This window comes from Chryseobacterium sp. LAM-KRS1 (assembly GCF_013184525.1).
GTDB classification, from domain to species: Bacteria; Bacteroidota; Bacteroidia; order Flavobacteriales; family Weeksellaceae; genus Chryseobacterium; species Chryseobacterium proteolyticum.
This window is the reverse complement of sequence record NZ_JAAOIZ010000002.1, coordinates 449,731-467,117: the sequence shown is the minus strand read 5'-3', so window position 1 is coordinate 467,117 and position 17,387 is coordinate 449,731. Positions and strand designations below refer to the sequence as shown.

General features: G+C 39.1%; 16 protein-coding genes. 11 read left to right on the top strand and 5 right to left on the bottom strand.

The window, feature by feature from the left end; all coding sequences use genetic code 11:
• Nucleotides 1-2 precede the first annotated feature (2 nt).
• The 9 genes from G9C87_RS06005 to G9C87_RS05965 all read left to right on the top strand — a co-directional run bounded on the left by G9C87_RS06005 (nt 3) and on the right by G9C87_RS05965 (nt 10,081).
• On the top strand, nt 3-1,391 hold the full coding sequence (locus tag G9C87_RS06005; protein WP_172279131.1) for an alginate export family protein: 1,389 nt from the start codon (nt 3-5) through the stop codon (nt 1,389-1,391).
• Nucleotides 1,392-1,411: 20 nt separating this feature from the next.
• On the top strand, nt 1,412-2,155 hold the full coding sequence (locus G9C87_RS06000; RefSeq protein WP_172279129.1) for a M17 family peptidase N-terminal domain-containing protein: 744 nt from the start codon (nt 1,412-1,414) through the stop codon (nt 2,153-2,155).
• Between the two features lie 6 nt (nt 2,156-2,161).
• A complete protein-coding gene (locus G9C87_RS05995; RefSeq protein ID WP_172279127.1) occupies nt 2,162-4,051 on the top strand; it encodes an amidohydrolase in 1,890 nt (629 codons plus the stop codon).
• Nucleotides 4,052-4,063: 12 nt separating this feature from the next.
• Nucleotides 4,064-4,489, top strand: a complete 426-nt coding sequence (locus tag G9C87_RS05990; protein WP_172279125.1) for a DoxX family protein — start codon at nt 4,064-4,066, stop codon at nt 4,487-4,489.
• 1 nt (nt 4,490) lies between these two features.
• Nucleotides 4,491-4,964, top strand: coding sequence for a Dps family protein (locus G9C87_RS05985; protein WP_172279123.1), 474 nt, complete (start codon nt 4,491-4,493; stop codon nt 4,962-4,964).
• A gap of 4 nt (nt 4,965-4,968) precedes the next feature.
• Nucleotides 4,969-5,634 (top strand): YoaK family protein, encoded by a 666-nt coding sequence (locus G9C87_RS05980; RefSeq protein ID WP_172279121.1) that lies wholly within the window; start codon nt 4,969-4,971, stop codon nt 5,632-5,634.
• Between the two features lie 45 nt (nt 5,635-5,679).
• On the top strand, nt 5,680-7,947 hold the full coding sequence (locus G9C87_RS05975; protein WP_172279119.1) for a histidine kinase dimerization/phosphoacceptor domain -containing protein: 2,268 nt from the start codon (nt 5,680-5,682) through the stop codon (nt 7,945-7,947).
• A gap of 12 nt (nt 7,948-7,959) precedes the next feature.
• Nucleotides 7,960-9,312, top strand: coding sequence for a sigma-54-dependent transcriptional regulator (locus G9C87_RS05970; protein WP_172279117.1), 1,353 nt, complete (start codon nt 7,960-7,962; stop codon nt 9,310-9,312).
• Nucleotides 9,313-9,439: 127 nt separating this feature from the next.
• Complete coding sequence (locus G9C87_RS05965) at nt 9,440-10,081, top strand: TMEM175 family protein (RefSeq protein WP_172279115.1); 642 nt, start codon at nt 9,440-9,442, stop codon at nt 10,079-10,081.
• On the opposite strand, the gene G9C87_RS05960 is transcribed toward G9C87_RS05965, so the two are convergent.
• The 5 genes from G9C87_RS05960 to G9C87_RS05940 form a co-directional block, all read right to left on the bottom strand.
• Entirely contained in the window at nt 10,060-11,619 is a 1,560-nt protein-coding gene (locus G9C87_RS05960) for a sigma-54 interaction domain-containing protein (protein WP_172279113.1), read from the bottom strand. The two genes, G9C87_RS05965 and G9C87_RS05960, sit on opposite strands and share 22 nt — an antisense overlap.
• 202 nt (nt 11,620-11,821) lie before the next feature.
• Complete coding sequence (locus tag G9C87_RS05955; protein WP_172279111.1) at nt 11,822-12,469, bottom strand: MarR family winged helix-turn-helix transcriptional regulator; 648 nt, start codon at nt 12,467-12,469, stop codon at nt 11,822-11,824.
• Between the two features lie 35 nt (nt 12,470-12,504).
• Nucleotides 12,505-13,203: an SDR family NAD(P)-dependent oxidoreductase gene (locus tag G9C87_RS05950; protein WP_172279710.1), complete on the bottom strand. Its 699-nt coding sequence runs from the start codon at nt 13,201-13,203 to the stop codon at nt 12,505-12,507.
• Between the two features lie 10 nt (nt 13,204-13,213).
• Nucleotides 13,214-13,495 (bottom strand): TIGR03643 family protein, encoded by a 282-nt coding sequence (locus tag G9C87_RS05945; RefSeq protein WP_172279109.1) that lies wholly within the window; start codon nt 13,493-13,495, stop codon nt 13,214-13,216.
• The gene (locus G9C87_RS05940; RefSeq protein WP_172279107.1) at nt 13,495-14,973 is read right to left on the bottom strand and encodes a cryptochrome/photolyase family protein; all 1,479 of its coding nucleotides are present in this window, start codon (nt 14,971-14,973) and stop codon (nt 13,495-13,497) included. Before G9C87_RS05940 ends, G9C87_RS05945 begins: the two co-directional genes overlap by 1 nt.
• Nucleotides 14,974-15,305: 332 nt before the next feature.
• Between G9C87_RS05940 and ribA the strand changes: the two genes are divergently transcribed.
• Both ribA and G9C87_RS05930 read left to right on the top strand, forming a co-directional pair.
• Entirely contained in the window at nt 15,306-15,896 is a 591-nt protein-coding gene (gene ribA, locus G9C87_RS05935; RefSeq protein ID WP_172279105.1) for a GTP cyclohydrolase II, read from the top strand.
• Nucleotides 15,897-15,944: 48 nt separating this feature from the next.
• Nucleotides 15,945-17,375, top strand: coding sequence for an SDR family oxidoreductase (locus G9C87_RS05930; RefSeq protein WP_172279103.1), 1,431 nt, complete (start codon nt 15,945-15,947; stop codon nt 17,373-17,375).
• Nucleotides 17,376-17,387: the final 12 nt, after the last annotated feature.

Below are 17,387 nucleotides of genomic sequence, written 5' to 3'. Positions count from 1 at the left end.
CAATGTTGAAATCTGCACCTTCAATACTGTTCTTAAAAGCTTTTATCATAACAGTTTTTTTATGTTCTGAAACGTTCTCCTCCCAGAGCTTTAAACTTCTGCGGTATGACGAAAATTATGAATATCTGAAAGATTCCACCAAAAGCTTTTATGATAACATTAAATATCTCCCTATCAATGAAAAGAAAGACATCTATCTCTCATTGGGTGGCGAGGCAAGGTATGAATATGTGGATTTCAACAACGAAGATTGGGGAAGGCTTAACATAGGACACAACGACTTTTTTCTCCAACGCTATGATCTTCATGCAGACTGGCATTTCGGGAAAAACTTCAGAATATTTTCACAGATCAGAAGTGCTTTACAAAACGGAAGAAAAAACGGTTCAAGAGGCATTGATGAAGATCAGCTGAATATTCAGAATCTCTTTCTGGATGCAGGCCTGGTGAATAAGGAAGATCAGAAGCTGATAGTGAGACTGGGAAGGCAGGAGCTGGATTACGGTTCCGGAAGATTAATTTCTGTAAGGGAAGGGCCGAATGCAAGGCTGTCTTTTACAGGAGCCAAAATCATGTATTCCTATAAAAATATTTCCGTAGATGCTTTTGCGATGATGGCAGACTCTGTCAATACCGGAGTTTTTGATAATACCCTTTCAAAGCAGCTTAATCTTTGGGGACTTTATTCCAAAATTATTATTCCCGAAGCCGGAAATCTGGATCTGTATTACCTCGGAATCCGTAGAGATGAATCTGTTTTTGAAGCCGGAACAGCAAGAGAAAAGCGTCACACAGTTGGCGGAAGACTCTGGAAATATGGCGGCGGATTTATTTATAACCTGGAAGCAGCCTATCAGTTCGGACGTTTTGGAAACGACAATATCAGTGCCTGGACGGGATCTGTGGATGTAGGATATCTCTTTGAAAATGTTAGATTCAGCCCAAGCATCAATCTGAGAAACGACTATATATCGGGAGATCATTCAAAAAACGACGGAAAGCTCAATACATTTAATCCTTTGTATCCGAAAGGAGGCTATTTCGGCTTCAGCCCTCAGGTGGGACCTGTCAATTTAATTGATATTCATCCGTATATGACCCTTGATCTGACTTCCAGACTCAAAATGCAGATGGATGTTGTCTTCAACTGGCGATATTCCCTGAACGACGGTGTCTACCGGCCAAGCGGAGCATTGAACCGTCCCGGAAGCAGCTCAGATGAAAGGTATATCGGAACGGCTTATTTAACCAGCTTTACCTATAATTTCAACAAACATTTCTCTTTGGTGAGCGGACTTCAGTATTTCCACAAAGGACCTTTTATCGAAGATATCATTCAGGATGCAAAAAGCGGAGTTTTCTGGAATATCAGGCTGGGATTCAAATTTTAATCATTACTAAATCATTTATTATGCAAAATTCAATTTCAAAATACATCAATTGGTCAAAAACAATCTTTACAGTATTGGTGTTGGCAACTGCGGGAACCCAATTCGTTTCAGCACAGGCTGTTGCAGAAAAAACAGCTATCGGGACCTCAAAAACATGGGGAACTGTTGACGGGATTTCTGTCATAGGTATGGTACAGGGGCCATCTGCGGCTAAAGCAGATTTACAGATCGCCTGTGTTTTCGAGTATACGGAAGGAGATATTTTCAATCCTCCTGCGCTTCCCAAAGAACTGAACGGCATGGTTCATCTGGATGAAGCATTAAAAGGAATTATTACAGAAATCCGTAAAAAAGGACAGTTCAAGGGACACGCTTTAGAAACCTTATTAATTAATCCTCCGAAAGGAAGCCTTGCCTCCGGAAAATTGCTGTTGATAGGCCTGGGTAACAGAAACTCTTTCGATGCCGAACTGATGAAAGAAGTAGGAAGTGTTGCGATGAGAGAAGCTTTGAAACTACAGGTACATACTGTATCCTTTGCCAGCGATATCAAAGACGCAGGAATTGATTCTCCGACAGCCCTGGTAGCAGAAAATGTGGTTTTGGGCGCTTTTGATGCCTACCGTACACAGTCTTATTTAAATAGTCAGCATTTATCCGATACAATGAAATTAAAAAAACTGATTCTGCTGGCCGGACCGTCATTTTTCACCGTTGCCGGAGGAGGAATTCAGGAGGCGATTTCGAAGTTGAACACCAAATAATTACAAATGAAAGCAGATCTTATCGTATACAACGGAAAAATACACACTTTCAATAAAGAAACTCCGGACGTTTCTGCAGTGGCCATTAAAGACGGGAAAATTATTGCGGTTGGAAATGACGGACTGGCAAACCAGTTCGCAGATGAGGCCACAAAACTGATTGACCTTAAAAAGAAAAGAGTAGTGCCGGGAATCAATGATTCTCACATCCATTTGATCCGTGGCGGATTGAATTACAATCTGGAATTAAGATGGGACGGCGTTCCCTCACTGGCCGATGCGCTCAGAATGTTAAAAGACCAGGTAGACCGTACGCCTTCTCCGCAATGGGTTCGTGTTGTAGGAGGATGGTCCGAATTCCAGTTTGCAGAAAGAAGGATGCCAACCCTGGAAGAGATTAATGCTATCGCCCCCGAAACACCAGTTTTTATTCTGCATTTATACGACAGGGCATTGATGAACAGAGCTGCATTAAAAGCAGTAGGATTTACCAAAGATACTCCGGCTCCGGCCGGCGGACATATTGAAAGAGATGCTAATGGTGAACCCACAGGGTTGATTATTGCCACACCCAATGCCATGATCTTATACTCAACACTAGCAAAAGGCCCGAAACTTTCTTACGAACACCAGCTGAATTCCACAAGGCATTTTATGACAGAACTGAACCGCTTCGGAATTACCAGTGTCATTGATGCCGGCGGAGGATTTCAGAATTTTCCGGAAGATTATCAGGTGGTGAACGAACTGAATGAGAAAAAACAGCTTACCGTAAGGATTGCCTATAATCTTTTTACCCAGAAACCTAAGCATGAATTTGAAGATTTCAGCGATTGGATCGACACGGTAAAATTATATCAGGGGGATGATATGTACCGCCACAACGGGGCAGGAGAGATGCTGGTATTTTCTGCAGCCGATTTTGAAGATTTTCTTCAGCCAAGACCTGACCTGCCTGAAAACATGGAAGCAGATCTCGAAAAAGTAGTCCGTTTACTGGTAGAAAACCGCTGGCCATTCAGACTTCATGCAACCTATAATGAAAGCATCACCCGTTTTTTAAATGTTTTTGAAAAAGTAAACCGGGATATTCCTTTTAATGGTCTTCCATGGATTTTTGATCATGCAGAAACCATTGATGAAAAAAATATAGAACGTGTAAAAATGCTTGGCGGAGGAATCGCCATCCAGAGCAGAATGGCTTATCAGGGAGAATATTTTGCAGACCGTTATGGTTCCGGCGCCGCAGAAAGTACACCACCCGTAAAAAAAATGCTGGAAATGGGAGTTCCTGTAGGTGGAGGCTCAGATGCCACAAGGGTAAGCAGCTACAATCCGTGGGTTTCCATGTATTGGCTGACCGCAGGTAAAACTGTTGGCGGACTTCAATTGTATCATGAAACAAAGCTGGACAGATCAACAGCATTGGAACTGTACACAAAAGGCAGCGCATGGTTTTCTCAGGAACAGCAGAAAAAAGGTGATATCAGGGTAGGAATGTTTGCCGATCTGGCAGTTCTTGATCAGGATTATTTTACGGTTGATGATGAAGATATCAAAAATATTGAAGCGGAAATGACCATTGTAGACGGGAAAATAGTCTATGCCAAAGGAACATTCTTATCTTATGCACCACCATCTATTCCTGTGCTTCCGGACTGGTCTCCCACCAATCTTTACAACGGATATTACCCTGCAGGCGGACATTTTCAGAAAGAAATTGAGAAAAATGCGAAACAGGATTTAAAAGCCCCGCTAACCTCACAAATTCACAGCTGTGCAGGAAGCTGCGATATTCACCATCATAACCATAACCAGGCAAGAATGAGCAATGTGCCCGTTAATAATTACCACACATTCTGGGGAGCTCTAGGCTGTTCGTGCTTTGCCTTTTAACTATCAATACATATGGAAATTTTAAAACAGATCCTTTCATCGGATTTAGGCTCACCATGCAATGATGCTTCATTTCTGGTTTTCCGGGTACTCCTTGCGATTCAATTGTTCAGAGTGCATGGCTTAAAGAAATTCAGACTGGAAAACGGGCAAAGGGAAGTCATTCCAAACCCTCTGGGATTGCCTGATCAACTCAATGCCATAGTCGCTTCATTTGCTGATCTGATAGTTCCGTTTCTGATTATTTTAGGATTGGGAACTAGGCTTGCGGTTTTACCGACAATCGGCGTGACGGCTATCGGATATTTTGTGGTTCATAGAAAGGATTCATTGGAAGTGCGGGATGTTCCTTTTATGTACACCCTTTCCCTGTTACTGATTCTTGCATTGGGTGCAGGAAGATATTCACTTGATTATTACTTATTAAATATTTTATAAAATGAAAACTTCAATCGGAATTAAAAACGAAAATTTAGCAAAAGTTGCTGAGGTACTGGTTACCACTTTAGCAGACGAATTTGTATTGTATACCAAAACTAGAAAAGCACATTGGAATGTCGAAGGACCGGATTTTTACAATAAACACCTGTTTTTTGAAGCACAATACGGGCAGCTGGACGACATCATTGATGATCTGGCTGAAAGAATCAGGACGCTGGGACATTATGCACCGGCTACTTTAAGGGAATATCTTGAATTAACCCATTTGTCTGAGCACCATCTTGAATCGAACGACAGCCTGATTTACATCAGAGCGCTTCTTTCCGACCACGAAAGTATCATCATTCATCTTCGTGAAAATATTGAAAACTTCGCTGTGGAATTCCGTGATTCAGGGACAAGCGACTACATTACAGGATTACTGGAAACCCATGAGAAAATGGCCTGGATGCTCCGTTCACATTTAAAATAGGAAAATGGAAGTAAAACATAATATCGGCTTTGTCACCTTATTGTTAACCATGATTGCCGGATACTGTGATACTGTGACATTTGTAGCGGCAGATGCCCTTTTTTCGGCACATGTTACAGGGAACTTTATTGTATTTGCCTATCAGTTTGTGAAGGGATCGGATATTCATGCCTGGGTAAAGCTGCTTACTTTTCCGGTCTTTATTCTCGCGGTTATGGCAGGAGGGAAGATTGCCGGGAAAGTTATCAATCATTACACGCTGTTATTCTGGGAAGGAACATTGCTTTTTTTAGCCGGAATTATTGTTGCCGTTCTCAGTTACTACGGAACGTTTTCAGAAGTTATGATGTATACTGTGGCTATGATGACCGTTTTTGCGATGGGGCTTCAGAATGCTTTCGGGAAACTCTATGCAAAGGAAACTCATGGTCCTACTACCATGATGACAGGAAATGTAACCCAGGCTTCCCTGGATTTTGGAACGCTTCTGTCAAGTGGCTTTCAACACCCTGAAGCCTGGGCAAGCCTGAAGAAGCAGTTGGTTACCATACTTGGATTTCTGATAGGCTGTTTTTTAGGGGCATATGCGGGAAAACAATTTGGACTCGAAACATTGATTTTACCGGGGCTGGCCATGATCATCTGCTATTTTTATCACCGTAAAAACTAGTACGGGACTATGGCAAAATACGGTATAAAATATTACCTTTAAAAAATGAATTTCAGGCTTTATTTTTTATCTAAAAATCTATTTAAAGTAGTATATTTTTCATTGGTTTTTATGTTTTCATGGAGTATAAAAGCACAAATCCAAGAAAATCCTGCACTGTTGAGAAAACAGATTTCCTCTTCCCCCAATACTGCTCAGAAAACCGCTTTATTGTTGCGGCTGAGTAACTATTATATTAGTAAAAAAGGAGAGTTGAAGGCTGATCTCGACAGTGCCGCTATTCTGAACAGACAGGCAAAAGCACTGAATATAAAATCCGGAGATCCGATGTCTGCCGGAAAGCTCATATTTCTGGATGCTAAACTAGATAAAGAAAGAGGCAGTAAAAACATTGCTTTATCCAAAATGAAAGAAGCACTTGCTTATTTTGAAACCCATCAATTAAAGGAACAGGCCGGAGAGGCATACAACGAATTATCGTATATGTATGACAATAAACCCGAGTATTTTGATACTAAAATTAAACTGAAAGAAAAAGCATTGGAACTTTTTAAAAATTCAGGATCAAAACTGAATCAGGCAGGCGTCTTAAAAGATCTTGGAGAACTATATTATATCAAAGAAAATCCTGATAAAGCGCTCGGTTTGCTCAGGCATTCCCTTTCTGTTTATCAGTCGGTGAAATTCAGAGAATTACAAAGTGTGTACAATCTTATTTCCCAGGTTGAAATTCAGAAGGCGGATTATGGGGAAGCGCTCCGTTATGGTCTTCTGGCAGAAAAAACAGCCGAAAGTGTGAATGATTATTCTTTGCAGATGTGTTCTATTTACAGCAATATCGGAATGGTGTATTACTATCTTCACCAGAACGACGATGCTATGAGATATTGGGAAAAATCCTTAGCTACTGCTAAAAAAAATAAAGATAACAGCTACATCAGAACCGTTGCCAATAATATTTCTACGATGCTGATCAGGCAGAAAAAGTTTAAGCAGTCTATTACCATGATAGAAGAATATAGAGAACGTTACCCAATCGTAGACCAGGATTTTGAAATGTCAGAAAACTATATCCTGTTCAGCACCTATACTATTTTAAAGCAGTTTAATAAAGCCGAAGCCTACTACAAAAAACTGGTCGCCTATTACGGTGAAAATGCAGAAAAGAACAATCAGCAGGCTTCATTGCTGCGAAGCTTTGTTTTTTATCATTACCAGACCCGGAACTTTGATAAAATGTACCGCGAAGCGAGGCTTTTTGATTCGATAGCTAAAAATAACGGAAATGATATGCTTCGTTCGGAAAACCATTTAATGTGGTTCAAAGCAGATTCTGTACAGGGAAAATACCTGGATGCCATACAGCATTATCAGCTGTACAAAAAACTTTCCGATTCTGTTTTTAACGGCGAAAAAAGCAAGCAGATCAACAGCCTTAAAATTCAGTTTGAGACAGAACAGAAAGATAAAAACATTCAGCTGCTGACCCAGAAAGCAAAACTGCAGGATATTAAGATTGCGAATGATACCTTTATCAGATATGTTTTCATTGGAAGTATTCTGGCACTGATCCTTTTTGCTGCTTTGCTGTATAATCGTTCAAGATTAAAAAGCAATGCCAATAAAAACCTGGAACTGAAACGTAAGCAGATTGATGAACAGAACGAACAGCTGAAAAAATTACTTGCCGAAAAAGAATGGCTCTTAAAAGAGATCCATCACAGGGTCAAAAACAATCTGCAGATTGTGATCAGCCTGCTGAATACGCAGTCTGCTTACCTGGATAATGAAGATGCCCTGATGGCCATCCAGAACAGCCAGCACAGAATGCATGCTATGTCCATTATCCATCAGAAACTTTATCAGTCCGATAATCTTTCGATGATTGATATGTCATGGTATATTTATGAGTTGATCACTTATATCAAAGAATGTTATTCGTATGACAAAAAAATTAATTTCACAGTGGATACTGATAAAGTGTTACTTGACGTCGCCCAGGCGGTTCCTATGGGATTAATTGTTAATGAAGCAGTCAATAATACGGTAAAATATGCGTTTCCGGATGACCGGAAAGGTGAAGTTTCCGTCTCATTCAAAAATACGGGTGACCATCTTTGTGAACTGATTATATCAGATAATGGAGTAGGGCTTCCCAATGATTTCAATATTGAAGAAACGGAATCTCTGGGAATGAACCTGATGCGGGGGCTTACTGACCAGTTAGACGGGACCTTCCATCTCGAAAATAAAAGTGGATTAAAAATTACAATTACATTCAGAAGAAATACAGAAATAACTCCTTCCAACTAAAGGCTGACTATCATGAAAGAAAAAATATTAATTGTAGAAGATGAATTTATTGTAGCCAATGATCTGAAGCTGATGCTGATGAAAGCCGGTTACCAGATCACAGGAATCGCATCTTCGGTGGTTCAGGCCAGAAAACTGATTGCAGACAGCAAGCCGGATTGGGTACTTCTTGATATCATCTTAAAGGGAGATCTCACAGGAATCGATCTTGCCTGGGAACTGCGTGAAATGAATCTGCCTTTTCTTTATATTTCAGCCAATACCAACCAGTCTACCCTGGAAGCAGTGAAAGAAACGCAGCCCTACGGATTTATGGTAAAACCTTTCCGGGAGCGTGATATGATTGTTATGCTTGACATTGCCAGATACCGTTATGATATGGAAAGAGGCTGTGAACTGTGCACAGATAACGGAAATCGTGAAGTGATTGAAGGAATTATCGGGAAAAGCAAGGTACTTCAGGATGTTGTTGAAAAAATAAGAATAGTCGCTCCTACAGATACCTCTGTTCTGGTGGTCGGGGAAAGCGGAACGGGTAAGGAAAAAGTGGCTCATTCCGTTCATGAGCTTTCAGACCGCAGCGCTCATCCTATTGTTGTAGTCAACTGTGCCGCACTGCCGCATGCGCTTATCGAATCCGAGCTCTTCGGACATGAAAAAGGAAGCTTTACCGGAGCCAATACATTAAGGATCGGAAAGTTTGAGCAGGCCAACGGAGGAACCGTCTTTCTGGATGAAATAGGGGAACTGCCACTGGATTCACAGGTTAAATTACTGAGAGTTTTACAGGAAAAGGAAATTGAACGGCTAGGTGGAAATAATACAGTTAAAGTAAATGTAAGAATTGTTGCAGCGACCAACCGCTCCCTGGAAAAAGAAGTGGCGGAAGGAAGATTCAGGCTGGATCTGTATTACCGTTTGAATGTTTTCCCTATTGAACTGCCTTCGCTGAGAGAAAGAAAGGAAGATATCGTATTGCTGGCCCATTTTTTCCTGAATAAATATGCCGCTGCTTCGAGAAGAAATATCACTTCTATCAGTGAAAAAGCATTAGAACAGTTGCTGAATTATCACTGGCCGGGAAACATTCGTGAGCTGGAGCATTTGATCGAACGAAGTGTTCTGTTGGCCAAAACCGCAGAAATAGAAAGCTTTGATCTGCCCAAAATCATTGAAAAATCTTCTGAAATGCCAGGCCAGCTAAAATCATTGGAAGATATGGAAAGAGATCATATTATGAGTGCGCTTCAGAATTCCAACGGAAAAGTTTCCGGACCTGGCGGTGCTGCAGAGCTGCTGAAAATACAAGCTCAGACTTTATATTCCAAAATGAAAAAATTAGGAATTGACAAAGGCTATAAATAATCACGGGCAAAGCTAACCGGAGACTATATTTTCATTCATTTTTTTAATCATAATTCTTCAAATAATTTGAGGACAAAATCATTATGCCTTTACGCAGAATATCAAATAATAAATCAATCAGGTAATTATGGAAAAAGAAACACTCAGAATAGAAGGATTCAGTGATGGCGTCTTTGCAATAGCTGTTACGCTTTTGGTATTGGACCTTCATTTCCCTGAAGAGCATGCAATACAGAACGGGAATGATCTGCTGGTCTTTCTGAAGAATCAATGGCCGGCATTTCTGGCATTTATCCTTTCATTTTTCAGCATTTTCATCATGTGGGTAAACCATCATAAGATCTTCAAACAGATCTATAGTCGGAATTCCGCAATTATGTTTGCGAATGGACTGATCCTTTTTCTGGTTTCAGCAGTTTCTTATCCTACCGCTTTGCTGGCAAGGTATTTTGACGGTGAAGCTTCCTCTGTTGTTGTGGCACTCTATACCGGTATTTTTGTTCTGATCAATCTTGCTTACAATTTATTATGGTTTCTGGCCACCCGGAATAAAAAACTTTTGCGTCCCGGTATTACCGATGCTGCTATAAAAAAGATCCATAATAATTACCTTTACGGGCTTCCGATTTATGTGATTGCATTAATCCTGTCGTTCTGGATCCCGGTCTTGTCGCTGCTGATCATTTTAGGCCTTTGGATTTTCTGGGCTTTGTCTTCCGGGAAAATAGAAATGGAGCTTGACAAACATTATTCAGATCCCTTGAAATAGTGTTTTTTTTCTATTCCGAGTTTCTGCATTTTGGAAATCAGGGTGGTTGGCGGTAATCCCAGCAGCTTTGCAGCACCTGTTTCACCAAAAATACGGCCGTTACATTTTTTGATTATTTTTAGAATATATTCCTTTTCGAATTCCTGGAGCGTTTTGATCCGGAAATCCTGATCCATATTTGGAGAGTTAATAACTTTCGGAAAATCCATTTCCCTGATCATATTTCCTTTTGCCGTCAGCATGCTTCTTTCAACCATATTTTCCAGTTCACGGATATTACCGAGCCATGGATTGGCGATCATCATTTTTGCCACGTTCTGAGAAAAACCGGTAATCTTTTTGCCTGTCTTAGAATAGAGTTTCTCAAGGAAGTAGTTTGCCAGTAAAGGAATATCCTCTTTTCTTTCCCGCAAGGCAGGAAGATGGATAGGAAATACATTCAGCCTGTAAAAAAGATCACTTCTGAACCGTCCTTCCGCGACTTCTTTTTCAAGATTCCTGTTGGTGGCCGTAATGATCCTTACATTCACTTTTATTCTTTTGTTTCCCCCGATCCTTTCGATTTCTTTTTCCTGAAGAACCCTCAGAAGTCTGGCTTGCAATTCCAGGGGAAGTTCACCTATTTCATCCAGAAAAATGGTGCTGTTGTGCGCCTGTTCAAACTTTCCTTTCCGCTGTTCGGTTGCTCCGGTAAAGCTTCCTTTTTCGTGCCCGAAAAGTTCGGATTCTATCAGATTGGCAGGAATGGCCGCACAGTTTATCCTGACCATCTTCTTTCCCGAAAATTCTGAAAGTTCATGAATAGCCTTTGCTATAAGCTCCTTTCCTGTACCCGTTTCTCCAAAGATGATGACATTGGATTGTGATGGAGCTACCTGTGAGATCTGTTCAAAAATAGTCTGCATTACTTCACTTTGTCCCACAATTCCATGGAAACCATACTCACTTTTCTTTTCTTCTTCAGTTTCTTTAGGAAAGTTCTGGATATTTCCCTGAAACGCTTTCAATTGTTCCTGAACATCAATATTATGAAGAGTAATGGAAACCTGGGTAGAAACGCTGTTTAAAATTCTTTCCGGAATAGCATCTCTTGAGATAAAATTTCTGTAGAAAAGGAAAAGCACATTTTTATTTTCATTAACAGCAGGCAAACCTAATCCCACAGCCATTCGCATTCCCGAATTTCTAACTTCGGTAAAACAGGAAGGAAGTGATGACAATTCTTTAAGATCAAAAAACAGGGGTTCCGCGGAATCAAGGCATTTTTTTAAATACGTATCAAGTGCATGATCTATAGTGTAATTTTGATTTTCAATCCCACTGATGAGCATTTCAATAGTCCCTCTGTAATCCCTGATGATCATACAATCATTAAAGCCCAGTTCAGTTTTGAAAGAGGTATTGAGAACAGAAAGAAGTTGTTTTTTGTTTAAAACGGTAGAGAAGTCTTTGGCTAAACGGGCAATGATAAGCTGTTCTTTCTGCATATCCTGCAGGCGTTTCATCATTTCTGCATTAGGATCAGAAGGCTTGCTCATAGAAAATTCTTACTTGAAAATTTAAAGATAGGAAAATTGAGAAAAAGATCTCATTTAAAGAAACAAAAAAGCAACCTTGAAGAGTGGAATCTTTATTTGGTGGTTTAGCCTTATTCGTCAATTTTTAGCCTTTATAACCGGTGTCGGTCCGGGAATAGGCGATTTAAGGAGATCATGGTTTAAACTTCACGTAATTCTGGATCTAGTCGAATGCTTCAGTAATCTCGTCAATGTTAGAATTTTTATATTGAAAGTAAAGATTAGAATGAAAATCATTAAGCTTTCTGAGTAATTCCAGAAACTCATTTTTTTCATTATTTTCAAGCTTCCCGGCAAGAATTCTTGAAGTGATATTTACTTTTTTAACAGAACGGTGGAAATAATCTTCTCCTTTTTTAGTGATGTTCAGACGTTTGCTTCTTTTGTCTTCGCTGTCGTTTTTTTCTTCAATTAAACCGTATTCCAATAAACGCTTGATAATTTGAGTCCCCGTCTGTTTCTCATGTCCGTTTCTTTCAATGAGCTGAATTTTAGTCAGGTTTGGTTCATCTTTCAGTCTATACAGATAGGTGAATTCTTCATTGGCTAATTCAGGAAAGTCATTAAGTCCTTTTCTAATAAGTTGCTTGGAATATCTTGCCAAAAGCAGAACCTGTTTGCAGATTTCATTTTCGGTAAAAGCAACCTGATGCTCTTCATTTTTAAAAAGCTTTGTAGGGCTTTCTTTTCTGTATTTCTGATCATTGAGCCAAAGACGAAAATCCTCAGTGGTAGAATGAGGTTTACAAGCTTCGGAGTTTTCAAATTCTTTTACCTGATGAAGCAAATCAATGAAAAAATCGGTATTCATGGCACAAATTTAATCTAAAAATATATCTTTTTACGTTAAAGTTTCACACTTCCCATTCCACCGTCGATTCCAAAAATCTGGCCCGTAATCCAGGAAGATTTATCGGAAATTAAAAAAGCTGTCATTTCCGCAATTTCTTCGGCATTTCCAATTCTTTGCAGAGGATGCCTTTTAGCGGATGCTTCCTTTTTTTCAGGAGTTGATAAGAGGTTTGAGGCGAGCTCAGTATCTGTCAAAGAAGGAGCAATGGCATTTACCCTGATTTTATGCGCCGAAAATTCAGCCGCTAAACTTTTGGTAAGACCTTCCACAGCGTTTTTGCTGGCAGCAATTGAAGAGTGAAACGGCATTCCCAGTTTTGCCGCTACAGAACTGAAAAGTACAATAGAGGCACTTTCAGATTTTTTAAGATTCGGTAAAAGCTTTTGAATAACTTTCACTGCTCCTATCACATTAATTTCAAAATCATTCTTGAACTCATCTATGGTAAGCCTGTTAAACGGTTTAAGATTAATGCTTCCGGGAGAGTACACCAATCCGTCTACAACTTCAGGAAAAGTAATTTCATCTAAATTTCCGGAAAGAATATCCATTTGATGGAATGTTATATTAGCGTGATTTACCCCGGGATTTATTGTTCTTGAAATTCCTGTGATTTTATTTTGTTCGGAAAGGATTTCTGCTGTTGCACGTCCAATTCCTTTTCCACATCCGACGATGACAATATTTTTCATGATTACTCTATTATCTTTTAGAAATTTTATTGTTGCTAATGGTTCTTTGTCTACTGCATTTAAAGCGAATGATATCTTCATTTCGCTTTTTTAAATGTTTTTGACTCACGCCGGAATTCACCCTTGTTCTCCAAAGTTTAAAACTCGATTCTTTTAATTCAGCACGCATTATTTCAATCACTTCAGATTCTCTGATCCCAAACTGAAATGCTATAGCTTCAAATGGAGTACGGTCTTCCCAGGCCATCTCGATAATCCGGTCCCTTTCCCGTATGTTGAAATTTTTATTCATTATTTCAGATTTTCAATAAATGCTTTTGCTCTTTTTATATGCTCTTTCCGTTGCTCTTCCGGCATTTTTTCAAGCGTTCTCAACATCATGCCCAGCCTTGGGTTTTTGGCGAAAAAATCCTTGTTATCATTGATGAAGTTCCAGAAAAGTGCATCCCATTGTTCTGCCCATTCTCCGTTAGGATAATCGCTCATTTTTTTGATGTAATTGCTGCCACTGATGTAGGGTTTCGTACTCATTTTGCCACCATCCGAAAGGGTGCTCATTCCATACACATTCGGAACCATTACCCAGTCATAAGAATCAATGAACATTTCCATAAACCACTGATATACTTCATCAGGATCGAATTGGCAGAGGTTCATTAAATTAGCAAAAATCATCAGCCTTTCGATGTGGTGTGCATAGCCGGTTTTTAGAATTTTCTGAATTGAGCTGTCAACTGGCTGGATTCCCGTTTTAGCGGTATAAAAAGATCCCGGAAGTTTTTGCTTGTGTTTCCAGTAATTTTTATTCCGCTGATGCACACCCTGATAAAGATAAACGCCCCGGACAAATTCTCTCCATCCTAAAATTTGTCTAACAAAACCTTCCAGTGAGTTTACCGGAATATCATTTTCCTTTGCAAAGGAAATAGCTTTTTCCAAAACATTTTCCGCAGTTAAAAGTCCTACATTCATTAATGGAGAAAGAACACTGTGATGCAGAAAATATTCTTTCTCCACGATGCTGTCTTCATAAATGCCAAATTCCGGAAAACGCATTTCCAGGAATTGCTCAAGCCATTTTTCAGCTTCTTTGAAAGTTGTAGGATAAAGCTGTTCATCTGTAAGAATTCCGTAATTTTTTGAAAAATGTTTTTCGGTATATTCTTTCGCCTCCTCATAATATTGATTGTTTGTCGGGAAATATATGAAAGGTGCTTTTTTATTTTTAGGATATTTTCTTCGGTTTTCCGTATCATAGGTCCATTTTCCTCCCAGCGGTTTTCCTGCCTTCATCAGGATATTCCGGGTGATTCTCTGCTGCTTGTAAAAATCAGTCTGATGGTATGATTTTTTCCCTTCAAAGTAATCTTTCAGCTCTTCTTTGGTATTCAAAAAAAGAGGGCTGTCATGAATTTCAAGATCTAATTTGGTTTGTCTTAATCTTTTTTCCAGCCAATTATCACAAACATCTGTCGTTTTTATAGTTTTAAAATGGTCGTTTTCCAGTTTCAGAATTAAGTTTCTGATGTCTGAGTATTTTGATGAACTTTCGATATATTCAACCTCAAAACCGGATTTTTTCAATGTATGTTCATAGAACTTCATTGTCGCACGATGAAAAGCTATCTTCTGTTTATGAAACGCATATTGCCTGAAAAATAAGAATTCCTCTATCAAAAATACCGGCTGATCTTGGATAAGGTAATCAGTATCCTCAAAAAGCTGATGCGGAAAAATCAGTTGAGCGGTATGTTTTATTATTTTAGCCATAATCGTCTGAATTCTTGCTTAGGGTTGTAAAGTTTTGCCTGTTCTCTGGATTAAAAGGCCGGTTGTTATTTATCAGTGCTCAATTTTATTTTATTTCACCTTGTCAAAAAAATTAATTTCGAAAGGTTGTAATTAGTGAAACATTGATCCGGGACTTCTCTTTCATTTATTATAACTTTTTGGTATTCAATATATAATTCAGTTTTTTTCCTGTGTGATATTGGATTTTCCTGCATAAGAAAATGTATTTATCTACAAATTTAGTAAATAATTTTATTTTTATTTAAAATAAAGTATAAATTTGTACTATATGATTTTTTAATTTTTAAATTATGTTGACAATACAAGCGCAATCGAATATTCCAACTGATTTTGGAATGTTTACTGTTTATGCATTTTCAGAGTTCGAAGATGATTGGAATCCGAATCTGGTTTGGGTGGCGGAAAATACAGATTTTAGTACTGCGGTGAATGTGCGTTTTCATTCGGAGTGTATCACCGGCGAAGTTTTTCATTCTAAAAAATGCGAGTGCGGGCAACAGCTGGATGCTGCTATGAAATATGTGCATGAGAACGGCGGAATAATTATTTATCTGCGTCAGGAAGGTCGGAATATCGGAATCATCAACAAATTGAGAGCTTATGCACTTCAGGAAAAAGGCTTTGACACGGTAGAAGCTAATCTGAAACTGGGATTACCGGCTGATGGCAGAAATTTTGATATCGCGATAGAAGTGCTGAAGATTTTAAAAGTAAATGAAATTAATCTGCTGACCAACAATCCTGAAAAGCTGAAATCTCTTGATAACAGTGGAATTAAGCTAAAGAATAGAATTCCGCTGGAAATAGAGTCGAATGAGGTCAATGAAAGTTACCTGGCAAAAAAGAAAGATTATTTCGGGCATCTTTTAGAAAAGGTATAATTTTTTCTTTCACCGGCAAACATTGTCAAACCACCAAAGCCTAATCCTATGAAAAAAATTCTGCTCACCGGCGCAACCGGATACATCGGAAAAAGAATGATCGACGTTATCGCTGCTCAGGGTTATCGGGTTATCTGTTGTTGCAGAGATAAAAATCGTTTTTCCAAAAGTGTCGATATTAACGATAGTCAGGTGGAAGTAGTGGAAGTAGATTTTTTAAAACCTGAAACCCTGGAAAATATTCCGAAAGATATTTCAGGAGCGTATTATCTTATGCATTCGATGAGCAATAGCAATGATTATGCTGAAAAAGAAAAAGAATGCGCTGTTAACTTTTCCAATTTTATTGAGAATACGGAATGCAAACACATCATTTATCTTTCGGGTCTGGTCAACGAAAAAGAATTATCCCAACATTTAAGTTCCCGGTTTGAGGTTGAAAAGATTCTTATGCAATGTAAAATTCCTGCCACGGTCTTAAGAGCCGGAATTATCATTGGATCAGGAAGTGCTTCTTTTGAAATTATAAGAGATCTGGTAGAAAAATTACCCATAATGATCGCTCCAAGGTGGCTTCACACAAAATGTCAGCCGATAGGAATTGCCAACGTTCTTGATTTTCTGATTTTTACATTATTTAAAGAAAAGGCCTATCGTAGAAATTTTGATATAGGTTGTGATAATGTGTTGACTTATAAAGAAATGCTCTTGGAATTTGCTAAAATCAGAGGGCTGAAAAGAAAGATTTTTACAGTTCCTGTAATGACACCCAAACTGTCCTCGTATTGGTTGTATTTTATTACTTCGACATCCTATAATTTGGCTTCCGCACTGGTTGGAAGTATGAAAATTGAGGTGGTATGCAGGCCAGAAAGCTTACTGGAAATAAAACAGATTACAGGTGTTCAGCCATTTTCATATGATACAGCCTTAAGAAGAACTCTCGCTAAAATTCAGGATAAGGAAATTATATCAAGCTGGAAGGACAGCTTTATCAGCAGCAGAAGTGATTCCAATCTGAAAAATTATCTTGATGTCCCAAAATATGGATGCTTTACGGATCTAAGAACTGCAGAATACGATGATCGTGAAAAATGTCTGAACCGGGTTTTTTCTTTAGGAGGAACAAACGGCTGGTACGGGCAAAGCCTATGGAAAATACGAGGATTTTTGGATCTATTGATTGGCGGACCCGGATTGCGGCGTGGGAGAACACATCCCGATCAACTTCACGAAGGTGATGCTTTGGATTTTTGGCGTGTTTTATATGCAAACAAAGAAGAAGGAAAACTTATTCTCTTCGCAGAAATGAAACTTCCCGGTGAGGCATGGCTCATGTTTAAAACTTATAAAGGAAAGCTTTGGCAAAAAGCGGTTTTTCGGCCGCATGGACTGACCGGGAGATTATACTGGTATTCTGTTTTACCATTTCATGGGATTATTTTTAAAGGTATGGTAAGGAGATTAGCAAAAGAGTGACTGTTTTTAAGT

Excerpts from the sequence above, each read along its gene's own strand:
- G9C87_RS05965 (WP_172279115.1), top strand. The coding sequence starts at position 9,440 with ATGGAAAAAGAAACACTCAGAATAGAAGGATTCAGTGATGGCGTCTTT.
- G9C87_RS05955 (WP_172279111.1), bottom strand. The coding sequence starts at position 12,469 with ATGAATACCGATTTTTTCATTGATTTGCTTCATCAGGTAAAAGAATTT.
- G9C87_RS05995 (WP_172279127.1), top strand. The coding sequence starts at position 2,162 with ATGAAAGCAGATCTTATCGTATACAACGGAAAAATACACACTTTCAAT.
- G9C87_RS06005 (WP_172279131.1), top strand. The coding sequence starts at position 3 with ATGTTGAAATCTGCACCTTCAATACTGTTCTTAAAAGCTTTTATCATA.
- G9C87_RS05985 (WP_172279123.1), top strand. The coding sequence starts at position 4,491 with ATGAAAACTTCAATCGGAATTAAAAACGAAAATTTAGCAAAAGTTGCT.
- G9C87_RS05990 (WP_172279125.1), top strand. The coding sequence starts at position 4,064 with ATGGAAATTTTAAAACAGATCCTTTCATCGGATTTAGGCTCACCATGC.
- G9C87_RS05960 (WP_172279113.1), bottom strand. The coding sequence starts at position 11,619 with ATGAGCAAGCCTTCTGATCCTAATGCAGAAATGATGAAACGCCTGCAG.
- G9C87_RS05950 (WP_172279710.1), bottom strand. The coding sequence starts at position 13,203 with ATGAAAAATATTGTCATCGTCGGATGTGGAAAAGGAATTGGACGTGCA.
- G9C87_RS05980 (WP_172279121.1), top strand. The coding sequence starts at position 4,969 with ATGGAAGTAAAACATAATATCGGCTTTGTCACCTTATTGTTAACCATG.
- G9C87_RS06000 (WP_172279129.1), top strand. The coding sequence starts at position 1,412 with ATGCAAAATTCAATTTCAAAATACATCAATTGGTCAAAAACAATCTTT.
- G9C87_RS05945 (WP_172279109.1), bottom strand. The coding sequence starts at position 13,495 with ATGAATAAAAATTTCAACATACGGGAAAGGGACCGGATTATCGAGATG.
- G9C87_RS05975 (WP_172279119.1), top strand. The coding sequence starts at position 5,680 with ATGAATTTCAGGCTTTATTTTTTATCTAAAAATCTATTTAAAGTAGTA.
- G9C87_RS05970 (WP_172279117.1), top strand. The coding sequence starts at position 7,960 with ATGAAAGAAAAAATATTAATTGTAGAAGATGAATTTATTGTAGCCAAT.
- ribA (WP_172279105.1), top strand. The coding sequence starts at position 15,306 with ATGTTGACAATACAAGCGCAATCGAATATTCCAACTGATTTTGGAATG.
- G9C87_RS05940 (WP_172279107.1), bottom strand. The coding sequence starts at position 14,973 with ATGGCTAAAATAATAAAACATACCGCTCAACTGATTTTTCCGCATCAG.
- G9C87_RS05930 (WP_172279103.1), top strand. The coding sequence starts at position 15,945 with ATGAAAAAAATTCTGCTCACCGGCGCAACCGGATACATCGGAAAAAGA.